At 46.4% G+C, this 11,628-nt stretch carries 8 protein-coding genes; all 8 read right to left on the minus strand.

Annotation, left to right across the window (positions count from 1 at the left end; genetic code table 11):
• Positions 1-51: 51 nt before the first annotated feature.
• Positions 52-1,377: a DUF1501 domain-containing protein gene (locus R7O12_RS02730; protein WP_025767746.1), complete on the minus strand. Its 1,326-nt coding sequence runs from the start codon at positions 1,375-1,377 to the stop codon at positions 52-54.
• A 9-nt stretch (positions 1,378-1,386) separates the two neighbouring features.
• Positions 1,387-2,955: a DUF1800 family protein gene (locus tag R7O12_RS02735; protein WP_176311571.1), complete on the minus strand. Its 1,569-nt coding sequence runs from the start codon at positions 2,953-2,955 to the stop codon at positions 1,387-1,389.
• Between the two features lie 407 nt (positions 2,956-3,362).
• On the minus strand, positions 3,363-4,625 hold the full coding sequence (locus R7O12_RS02740; RefSeq protein ID WP_047101062.1) for a hydroxymethylglutaryl-CoA reductase: 1,263 nt from the start codon (positions 4,623-4,625) through the stop codon (positions 3,363-3,365).
• A 352-nt stretch (positions 4,626-4,977) separates the two neighbouring features.
• Positions 4,978-6,195 (minus strand): mannose-6-phosphate isomerase, class I, encoded by a 1,218-nt coding sequence (manA, locus tag R7O12_RS02745; RefSeq protein WP_176311570.1) that lies wholly within the window; start codon positions 6,193-6,195, stop codon positions 4,978-4,980.
• Positions 6,196-6,319: 124 nt separating this feature from the next.
• Positions 6,320-7,660: an MFS transporter gene (locus tag R7O12_RS02750; protein ID WP_005376086.1), complete on the minus strand. Its 1,341-nt coding sequence runs from the start codon at positions 7,658-7,660 to the stop codon at positions 6,320-6,322.
• Positions 7,661-7,666: 6 nt separating this feature from the next.
• Positions 7,667-9,169, minus strand: a complete 1,503-nt coding sequence (gene uhpB, locus R7O12_RS02755) for a signal transduction histidine-protein kinase/phosphatase UhpB (protein WP_213907653.1) — start codon at positions 9,167-9,169, stop codon at positions 7,667-7,669.
• Complete coding sequence (gene uhpA, locus R7O12_RS02760) at positions 9,169-9,777, minus strand: transcriptional regulator UhpA (RefSeq protein WP_213907654.1); 609 nt, start codon at positions 9,775-9,777, stop codon at positions 9,169-9,171. The genes uhpB and uhpA overlap by 1 nt, the downstream gene beginning before the upstream one ends.
• 138 nt (positions 9,778-9,915) lie before the next feature.
• Positions 9,916-11,310: a hexose-6-phosphate:phosphate antiporter gene (gene uhpT, locus R7O12_RS02765; protein WP_021707729.1), complete on the minus strand. Its 1,395-nt coding sequence runs from the start codon at positions 11,308-11,310 to the stop codon at positions 9,916-9,918.
• Positions 11,311-11,628: the final 318 nt, after the last annotated feature.

The raw sequence follows: 11,628 nt of genomic DNA on the forward strand, positions 1-11,628 counted from the left end.
GCGAGGCTCCCTTATTTGATGATGCGTTCTACAGCTAACCTGAAAAATATCTTAAGCCATAAAACCCAGGTTTGAATGAGTAAAATTACGGATGTTCGGGAAGACGTATTCCAGTGCAGCGTTATCACTCACGCCCATCCACTGCGCTAGTGTTGAACCAACTTGATCAGCGGCAATTTTGGGTATGAGTCGGCCTTGAGAGTAATCATCGTTTCCGCCCAGTATTAGTTCCGGCCATGTACCGATAGGTTGTTTTCCATTTACCGCGCCTCCAATTAATAGTTGATGGCCACCCCAGCCATGATCGGTACCATTTCCGTTGCTCATCATCCGTCGACCGAAGTCAGACATAGTGAAAGAGGTGACTTGCTTGTTTAGCCCTAACCGTTCGACCGCACGATACATTGCTAAAAGGTTTGTCGCGAGATCCTCAAGTAACACTGGATGACGTGTCAGTTGCGAATCGTGCAGGTCATACCCAGAGTGTTTAACGAAAAAGACTTGTCGTTGCTGCTTCAGGACATCTTGGCTTGCTATCAATTTGTACACGGTTTGCATCTGCTTGCCGAGCGTCGATGACGTAAACAGCGGCTCGTCAGCAATGTGGTTGAGTTGCTCGCTCAGTACACTACTCATTACCATCGACTCATCAACCATCAAATTAAAATGACCATTAAATGGATTGTCAGTTTGATGAGAGAGAAGGCGATCATAGATCCCCTTGTATAGCGGGTTATCAATCGCGGTAAGCTGAACTGCGCGATCTTTTTTCAGGACGGTTTGGCGGTGTTCCATTGCCCGTAACCAAAGCGAGTTGCCATGCACACTGTATAGCGGTGTTATTTCTGATTCAGAGTTTAATACATCCAACATTCTGCCAGCCCAACCAAGATTTTTAGACTCGCTCATTCCACCAAGTAACCAAGCGTCTGTTTGAGAATTATGAGAAAACAGTTGCTCGGGAAGTGATGCTTCACCTTGCTCAATAGCTTGTTTGGTGACGGGATGGTTGAGAATGCCACTATTGAGCACGATGCTGGCATCGCCTTGTTCGAAAACGGAAGTTAACGCATTTAACTTTGGGTGTAAGCCGAGCTTCACTGGGTGATTTGAGCTATCGACAGCACTTAAATTGATAGGGAGTATGTCTTCTTTGGCGACAGAGAGTGGCCCTCTGACTTTGGAATATTGACGATAGTGCGCCTCCGATAATGGCAGTATGGTGTTGAATGCATCGTTTCCGCCTGCTAAATACACACATATTAATGCTCGAAAGTCATTGGATGGCGCTGCGAGAGAGTAACCTGGCAGACTAAGAGAGGCTAGTGCGCCCATCGATAGCGTGCTTTGTATAAAATGTCGTCGTGAAATATCCATAATTCACTCCTAATCCTGAATATAGAATTCGTCGCCAGAAATGGCGGTAAATATCACTAGAGCGAGTTTTGTTGTTGGCACATAGTCCCCACGATAATCATTCAGGGCGGTGAGCATGAGCTCTTTCAATTCAGCAGAAGCCGTTCCAGCAAAGAAACGCTCGTTAACCAATTCGACTAAGGCACGGTGATCGTCCAGAAGAAGATAAAACTCGTTAAGATCGAAGTGGTAGGAATCACCACCTCCTCTACGAGTGCTGGTTAACATATAGTTGACCAAATCGGTATAAACAGACCAATTGAGAAGTTCATACTCTGGAGAGTTAATACCAGACTCCGTAAACTCGTTAGACGGCTGATAGTCTGGAGAGTAAAAATTAAACACGGAAGGAGAACGAAGCGGCCCTTGATTAGCGATGTTCATCATCGTTGTTGCGTCTTCGTAACGTGATCCTTTAATCGTAAAACCTGATGCTCGATGAAAATTAGTCAGGACCAGTATCGGTTCTTTCACTTTTATAGGCGGGGTATCCGTCATCCCTAATGCTTCAGGGTCGAGCAATATGGCTCGAACAATGGCGGTTAGATCGCCTTTTTCTCCTTCCCCATTGTTGTTAAATATCGTAGCAACACGCGCGACGTACTCTGGGCTTGGATTTGAACTGACCAAACGTTGGATAAGTAACTTTGAAACAAATGGAGCAACATTTGGGTGAGACATCAACATATCAATCACTTTTGAAAGCTCTTCTTGTGCGGTTAGACCCGATGGGATCACGTTCCCTAGAAATCGCTTCTCGCCGGTGTCGTGTCTTTGACTGATAACTCGCATCGGTTTCACGAATGCGATGTCGGAATTTTTCCATCCAGTTAATGCTCGCGCGAGCTCTTGAATATCAGTTTGATTGTACGTGGGGATAGGTTTGCCTGTTGCGTGGTTTAGCTTTTTACTGCCATCTAAATTGAGTTCATACAAACCGATAGTGAATAACTGCATTAACTCTCGAGCAAAGTTCTCATCGGGAAGCGTTCCTGTCGCACTATTTTCTTTTGCACTACCGAGCATAGACAAATAGCTCCCCATGACTGGATGGATGGAAACGTCATACAACAGGTCTCGGTAGTTGCCAAACGCATGCTCAACCAACAGATCGTAGTAATTCACTAACCCTGTAGGTTTGCTGGAAAGAACGCCGCCATAACGAGAAACGACTACGATCTGACTCAATGCATAAGCCGTTCGCTGTCTGAGCTGATCTTCAGCAGTAACAACAATCTGATACCAAGCATTTTCTCGGTTTGACTGTAGGCCTTTAGAAAAAGGCGTTTGATAAAGTGGTTGATGGTAGGTTGCTGGCAGGTTGATTTGTTTCTGTATCCAGTCCTCTAACCCGTTTTCCCTAACCTCATTAATTAACGCAGGAGTTGGTCCAAAAGAGGTTTGATAGAGAAAACGCGCAACGGTTTGATCGGATGGGGATTGCTGTATTTGTGCTGATACATTAGGCACATGGCTCAGCAATAAGATAGCCAATCCTAGTACCCAAGCAGAGATTTTATTTAGCTTCTGACGTCTCATAGTTAACTCGCTTACCCGAAGTAACGATTTAAGTCCATTTAACGGGAGTTATTAAGCTCTTTTGAGCTGTTTAGTAAATTTATGAAAATCAAGCAGCTGCATAGGCGAGTATAGTAGCTATAAGTGGTGAACAAAAAACTCAAACGATGAATTTGGTACTATAGTGCTAGAAGTTTTTGATGCTATTTTTTCTAAGATGCTGATATTAAATATGGCCAATGAAGAGTAACAAGCAGAGATATCGCAATGGATATAGAAGGGGGACAGCTAAAGTACTGTTAACAAGAGATTGGTATGTTTGTTAAGGCTTAAGTTAGTTTCAAGAAATTATTGAGCCAATAAATAAAGTCCATTGGTTTGCACAAGAGAAAACCACACGGATGTTCTCTTGTACAAAGCAACAAAGGTTATTTTCGGGCAAGCTTATGGTGAGCACGAGAAAAGTGATCGGCACAAAATGCGCCCACGATCGAGAGTTCGCCAGCCAGACAAAGCGCAGCTGCGACTTCGGCTAACGCTTTCGCATTGCCGTTGCCGTGCAAACCCAAAATATCCAAACATGCTTTTTGTGTTGGAAGGCCAGTACCACCACCAACCGTCCCCACCATGATGTTTGGCAAGGTCACGCACGCGTACAAGTTGCCTTGAGCGTCCACATCCATACGAGTGATTCCAATGGCAGACTCTGCAACGCAAGCGGCATCTTGACCACAAGCAATGTACAGCGCGGCAAGCGCGTTTGCGTAATGCGCGTTGACGCCAATTGTCCCGCTAAGTAAACCGCCCACTGTAGTCATTTTGCCAAATTGAACCATAGACTCCGGCGTCGTATGCAGATATTTTTCCACCAACTCAGCAGGAATGGTCACTTCGGCGGATACTTTCTTACCGCGTACCGAGCGCAGTGTGTGCGCGTTTGGTTTTTTGTCGCCTGATAAGTTGCCATCCAAGAATGCTTGAGTTGGTTTGATTGGGCTGGTCGCCAAAATATGATGGAACACTTCGTTTGTTGCGATGGTCACCATGTTTTGTCCGGAAGCGTCACCAGTCACGTATTCAAAGACCAAATAAACGTGGTTTCCTTCGATATTTACATTGATGTCTTTGAGTTTGCCATGTGAGGTGGTGGATTCCGCAATTTGACGAAATGCGTCAAACTGGGTCACAACCCAACTGACGAACTGGCCAGCGTCGGCAAGGTTATTAAAGGCGAACACTGGCGTTCGGCTCACCCCTTCACTCAGCAACAATGCGCTCGCGCCACCAGCGGCGGTAATAAGATTTGCGCCACGGTTGTAGGAAGCGACTAACGCGGCTTCTGTCGTTGCGAGCGGAACCAAAAAGTCATCGTTCGCATACAAGCCGTTGACGCGCAAAGGGCCTGCAATGCCGACCGGCACATTAACAGTACCAATGAAGTGCTCGATGTTGTTGGAGTAAGCATCGCAATGTGACTGCGTGAAAGGATCAAGGAGATGATCTTTATTGGTCACGTGTTCCAATACTTGCCAACGGCGCGCCAAATGCTTATCCGACAGGCCAGGGCTTAAGCAGAGACGTTTCTCTGGCTTGTGAAACTTCGGTTCTAATGCCGATTGAATCTTACTGCTGGTTTCGATATCGGAAAGGGCGGAGCTTTGAACAGGGTTATCTTGGTTTAACTTCGGCATACAAACGTTAACTGAAAAATCGAACCAGAGATTGTAGTGATTGAGGTTTTGATTACAACGTTGATTATACGTTTTGCAACAAATACCACTGTGCAAGCGCCTTTATTATCCAAGTGATTTGATATTGGAGCGACGAATTTACCGGACATAAATGGGTTTTGACAATGAATGTTGCAGTAAATGGCAGATCCGGGAGGTTATGGCTTTTAGAGAAACTGGCCTGTAGGTGTTTGGATTCGGCAAGGTGTAAGCATGAGCGCCTTAAAAGCGGAATGGTTCAATCTATGAAAGGAATAAATTGTCTAACCCAGTCCCTTGGGTCAGACGTTAGTTTGAATCGGTTGTTCAAAAACTAGTTGAAGGCGCGAGCCACACGTCCCGCACTTTGAATACGGTAATGGCCAACGTAAGCAGGAACAAATACAGATTGTCCCTTCGCGGCGGTTAACGTCTCACCGTTATCACTGATGAGTGTCAGGTCGGCATCAATCGCCATCAAAATCTCTGCGCTATTGGCATCAACCACTTCATTGTTCGGTTGGTTAAGAATGCTGAAACTAAAGTCTGCCACTGGGACCGGATAAAGGCTTTGGCAACCATTGGCATTGGGTTTAAGAACAAGGCTGTTAAACGGCTTAGGCACAAAATCTGTGCATTTAACCAGTTCTTCAACATCCATATGTTTCGGCGTGAGTCCTGCACGCAAAACGTTATCTGAGTTCGCCATGATCTCTAATCCCGTACCTTTAATGTAAGCGTGTGGCGTTCTTGCGCTCAGGAACATCGCTTCGCCAGGTTGCAGCGTGATGACATTCAACAGTAATGGCGAAAACAAGCCGACATCGCCAGGGTATTGAGTGGATAGATCCAAGATGAGCTGGTAAACGTCGCTGTCAGTGCCTTGTTCCGATTGACGTGAAGCGTGGGCAAGAAGCTGTTTCAGTGCTCGCTCTTTTGTTTCTCCTTCCATGGTAAGAATGTGCACAAAGAAATCGCGTAAACCTTGTGAGTTGATTTCGCGTTTGAATGTGTCAAGAGGCGCGCGTAGCTCATCGATATCGCAAAGGCTAAATGCCTCAATAATCTCGGCATACGAGCGAAAACCGTTCATGGCTTGGTAACTTGTCAGCGCGTACACCAACTCAGGTTTGTGGTTTGGATCCTTGTAGTTACGATGGCTTGCGTTTAGTGGGATCCCGGCACTTTGTTCTTTTTCGAAGCCTATTTCGGCATCTTGTTTGCTTGGGTGAACTTGAATCGACAGTGCATGTTCGGCCGCTAAGATCTTAAACAGAAAGGGCAGGTCGCCAAATTTCGCTGCGGTTTCTGCTGATAAGTAAGCGGGTTGGTTTTGTTTGATCAGTTCAGACAAAGGCAGCGTGTTTTGCTCAATCTGAACTTCAGAGCAGCCGTTTGGGTGAGTACCCATCCATACTTCTGCTTGAGGCTCATTCGTTTCGTTAGAAAAGCCAAACAAATCGTGAATAGAAGAGGTGCTTCCCCAAGCGTAGTTTTGGATTTTGTTGTTCATTTGAAAGAAGCTATGCGATGAAATAGTGTTCAAATTCATGAATTTTTCCCATAGTTAACCCTCCGAACTGAATCGGAAGAAAAATTGAGCAGAGATACGTTAAATAAGGTGGGCGAGCGCGGTTAGGTCACTCGCCAATTTGCCCGAAGGGCGATAAGTCGATTTACAACCGAGGTTTTGGTTCGAGTGGTTTTCGTGATGGTTGCGCTTGCAAAAATGGCAGCAACAAAAGGCCAATGACGGCTGCACAAACTGAAATGGTGATGAAGAAACCCGTCCAATGATATTCTTCAAGAATTAACGCCAGTGGATAACCAGACAATGCTGCGCCCATGTAGGCGAACAAGCCCACGAATCCTGTTGCCGCGCCGGCAGAGTCTTTGTGAGAGCACTCCGCCGCCGCCATACCGATCAGCATTTGTGGTCCAAAGACAAAGAAGCCGATGGAGAACAATCCCGCTGCTTGGAATGCAAAGTTGGTCAGAGGCATTAGCCAAAGCGCGGAGACAGATAAGAAAATCCCAATCGCGAACAGCAAGTTCATTGGCCCACGGTTACCGCCAAAGAGTTTGTCTGAGCCCCAACCCGCAACCAATGAACCAACAAAACCGCCGATTTCAAACATAGACAGAGCAGCGTTGGCATTAATCAGGCTATAGTGATGCTGCTCGGTCAAGTACAGGTTTCCCCAGTCATTGATTGCGGTTCGGACGATGTAAACCAACACATAACTGAACGCGAGCAGCCAGATGTATTTGTTGTTAAATACGTACGATTTCAGAATTTCTCGGTAGGTGAGGCCACGTCCGTAATTTTCCTGCGCAAGTTCTAGTGCGTCGTTGCGCCATTGGCCGACACTTGGTAAACCCATTGTTGTGGGTTTGTCGCGCAATCGCCAACAAACGAATAGACCGAGTAATACGCCGATGATGCCGGGTAGAATAAAGCCTTCACGCCAGCTGTAGTGCAACGTTAAATAGCCCACCAAAATAGGGATCAGCGCGCCACCAACGTTGTGTGCGGTGTTCCAAATGGCCCATAAGAAGCCACGCTCGGAGCGTGAATACCAAGTGGTTAACAGCTTGGAGCATGAAGGCCAGCCCCAGCCTTGGAACCAGGCGTTTAAGATCCACAGAGTAATGAAAGCCGCGAGTGAGCTAGAAAAACCGAACGCGATATTGACCAGACCTGTCGCAATCAATCCTAATCCCATGAAATAACGAGGGTTAGAGCGATCCGAAATCGTGCCAGAAATAAACTTCGAACAGCCGTAAGTAATGTAGAAAAGTGTACCGATAAGACCCAAATCGCCTTTATCTAAGCCAAGATCGGTAATCATCGCTGGTGCGGCGTAGTTAAAGGTCTTACGGGTAAAGTAGAAACCTGCGTAGCCGATGTACATCCCCAACATAATGTGCAAACGCCAATGGTGGTAACGCTGGTCGATTTGCTCGTTGCTCAGGCTCGGTTGAGTAAATTTAGGTGAACGTAAAAATCCAAACATCTTGAGTTACACCTTAGGTAAAGTAATGCTGATTTGTGTGCCGATCACTTGATCGCTGGTGGAGTAGATAACCATTTTTCCACCTAACGCGTGCACACGTTCTTGCATGCCGCGAACGCCCATGCCTTTCATGCTGTCCTGAACTTTGAATCCGACACCATCATCGTGAATCATCAGTGACACCGCAGCTTCTCCAATTGTCAGTTCAATATTGATCAACTGCGCTTCTGCGTACTTGGCTGCGTTATTTAATGACTCTTGGCATAAACGGAATAGGGTTACTTTGAGTGTGTCACTCAGGCTGGTGTAATCGCCTTGCCAGTTCAGTTGAACAGTTGTTCCGTGATTGGCGAATTCCATCTCTCGCGTCAGTTGCTCGACGGATTCTTTTAAGTCCAAATCATCCAGCATTTTTGGTCTTAGCTTGCTTAACAGTCGCTTAGTGGTGTCGTACACGTTGAGGGAAAGCCCTTCGATCATGTCGGCGCAACCCACGCTTGTTTCGGCGTTATTTACCCGCTTAATGATGTTGGCTTGTGTGCGGATCGCCGTGATGTTCTGTCCAATTTCGTCATGTAGCTCGCGCGCAATATCGCGTCTTACCGATTCTTCCGCTTTGATAAGCTGGCGAGACAAATTCTGATTGCGTGCAAGTTCGCCGCGCAGTTTGTGATTGAGGTCTTTTTGTTTCTGAACCCCTAAGCCGAGCATAATGCCGGTGATGGTTTGCGCCGAGAGAGATAATAACAAATCGGTGATTTCTAGATTTGATACGCCGCTGCGAGCCGCAATCAGCGCAATGCTGTTGAGCATGGTGGCGAGTAGGGCACCTTGCCAGCCGTAACGCAGAGCAAGCACGATGATTGGAATCGCCATACAAAACGGCGCAAATCGTTTTAGCTCTTCAGGCAAACTGGTTTGCACCAAAATACTGCCGATCAAAAGCAGTGCATAAAGCACGATATGACGCACCTGAAATACAACGGCATTGCTAAGTAGGAGAGAGCTAAGCGGAGACCAACGACTTTGGAACAAATAACTCCATAACAAGTAGCACATAGGAACCACGAGCAAGCCTCCAGAAATGCTAGCCAGCCATACCATGTAAACCGAAGGAACGTGAAAACCAACGGCGATCACATTAATAAACGCGCTAATGATAATGACTGCGCTCATCACGGCTAAATGGCGGTTTTGGTCTCCGTAGTAGTATTTTTTCGCAATCAGAGTGACCGGGATACTGGCAATGCTCGCAATCAGCACGGTAAGCCACTGCGGTTGACCCAGTAAGATCGCAAGTGCGATGGAAAGTCCCCACTCCGAAAGGTAAATCGTCGGCCAATAAGCGGTGCGAGTGTGAAGGGCGACACCTAATCGTAAAGCGAAAGGAAACAATAAGATCGCCAGCTCGGGATCATTGACAAAGTAATAGGCAATCACCCATAAGCAGAACCAGGCGCAAGCCATAACAAAAAGTCCGCAAATGGTGGTAACAGCATAAGCTCGCATTAAAAGGACTCTTGAGAAAATAGTTTGGCGAGCTCAACGTTGTTTTTCACGCCGAGTTTGTCGATGGCATTCGCACGATGAACATGCACAGTCTTGTGGCTCAAGCCAAGCTCTGCCGCGACAGACTTTACATCCAACCCAGTGGCAAGTAGCTGACATACCTCGTTTTCACGTTTTGTCAGTTGGCATAGAGAGGTGGTGTTGTCGCTAGGCGTTGCAAGTTTAAGTGCAATATCTGATGTGAGGTAACAGCCGCCAGAAGCACTGGTTCTCACGGCTTGAATAAGTTCGTCTGGGCTACAGCGTTTACTAAGATAGCCTTTTGCACCTAACTTTAGTGATTTTTCCACCATCGCAGGGGAGTCATGCACGCTAAGCATCACGCAGGCAATGCCAGTTGGTATTTCGCTGAGAAAGTTTAAGCCGCTTTCATCTGGCATGGAAATATCTAGGATGACGACGTGTGGGTGTACCGCAGGCAACCCTTTTCGCGCTTCGGCGACAGAGCCGAACTCACCAACAACGGTAACATCACTTTCTAAATTTAATAATTGTGCGAAACCTGAACGCACGATGACGTGATCATCAACTAGAGCAACATGAATCATTATTACAACCAAATAGAGCAGACGACTAACAACAATAAGCTCCAACAGGAGCCAATAGAAAAACCTTTAATGATACTGAATTGAGCCATGCTTTTTAATGATCTTGCGCGCTTTACCGAAGTAAAGCGCGCAGAGAAGTTAGGCTTGGTTTTGTGCAAGTTGAAGCTTCTTCGCGTGTCGAATCTTCTTCTCTTCCGCGATAGCGACGAAAGCAAGCAAAACAATACAAATCATGGCGGAGGTATCTAGAGCTGCGAAGGTACCTTTCCAACCTGTTAAGCCGAAGATAGGTGTACCGTCTGCAATCATACCGAGACCAAGTTTCGCGAAGCTGTCACCGATTAGGTAAGCGAATGTACCTTTTACGCCGTCAGCCACACTGATTGCTTTTTTAGGGACAAAACCAACCGCGGCAACACCGATAAGAAGTTGCGGACCAAACACCAAGAAGCCCAATACAAATAGTGAGGCCAAGTACATGAACTCGCTAGTGGCGTGTTGGTAGAACTCAAGCGATACGATGATCAAACCAAGAGACACACAAGCAACCAATGCGCGGCGACCGTTTGCTAAGTCAGATAAGTAACCCCACATCAAAGTACCCACAAGCGCACCGACTTCGAATAGAGTAAAGCCAGAGATTGCCGTTTCTTTTGACAGACCAAGTTCTTGGTACGCGTATACCGTTGACCATTGGTCGATACCGATACGAACGATGTAAAGGAAGATGTTGGCAAAGCAAAGTAGCCAGATAACTTTGTTTTTAAGAACGTATTCAACAAAGATTTCTTTTTTGGTCATCTGGTTTTCTTCAGCGGCGGTGTCTTCTTCACTCACTGCTTCATCGAAAAGTTCTTCTACTTTACCTAGACCGTAAGCTTCTGGAGAGTCGCTACCAAAGCGCATACCGATGAAGCCAACGATGATCGCGATGATAGAAGGGAACACGAACATGCCGATTACGTGGCCGTCGAATAGGTAGTTGGCACCGAAAAGAGCAACACCCGCTGCGCCCGCACCACCAACGTTGTGTGACATGTTCCACAAGCCTAAGTAAGAGCCGCGTTTGTTACGAGGTGTCCATTTTGTAATGGTTGAGTAACTAGAAGGGCCACCAGTACTTTGGAAGAAACCACTTAGAGCGTAGAAAGCCACCATCAAGAACAGGCTTGCGCTACCGCCGCCCATGCTGAAGCTGAAACCAAGCATTGCAAGACCTGAAAGGATCAGCATAAAAGGGAGGAATTGCTTGGTGTTCTTACCGTCAGCGTAGTAAGACACAACGGTTTTACCGATGCCGTATGTGATGGAGAAGCCAAGGCCAATAAGACCTAGGTCTGTCATGCTCAAACCGTAAGTTGAGATCATGTCGTTTTGCGCGACATTGAAGTTCTTACGAATCAAGTACATGGTTAGGTAGCCGATAAATACGACCAAGTAAGATTGGATGAACGGTTTAAACCACATCTTTCTTCTAACTTCGACAGGAAGATCGAGGGTCGGCTTCCGCACCTGTTCGAGGAATTTTAACATGATGAACTCTCTTGTAATTGTTTTAGAAACACAACGGAGACCGTTATGCGCTCTTGTTACCTTTGACTGAGCGGAATTCTAGAGAGTGGTTTTGTGAGGCACATGAGATGGTTGCCTAGATCGGCTAGGAAAAATTCCTAGAAATGCCTAGGAAGGCGGAAAAGCGTGAAAAGAGTCACACAAAATCCTTACTAATTTATGGGTTTTTGACTGGTTTCTTATCGGATTGGAAAGCGTTCAAATGCAAGCAGGTTAATATGCGTAAGCTTAGTGCTGACAAGGGGTGAGTACGTTTGGTTGGAAGAATAGTGTCTCGTT

Source organism: Vibrio sp. Vb1574 (assembly GCF_033338675.1).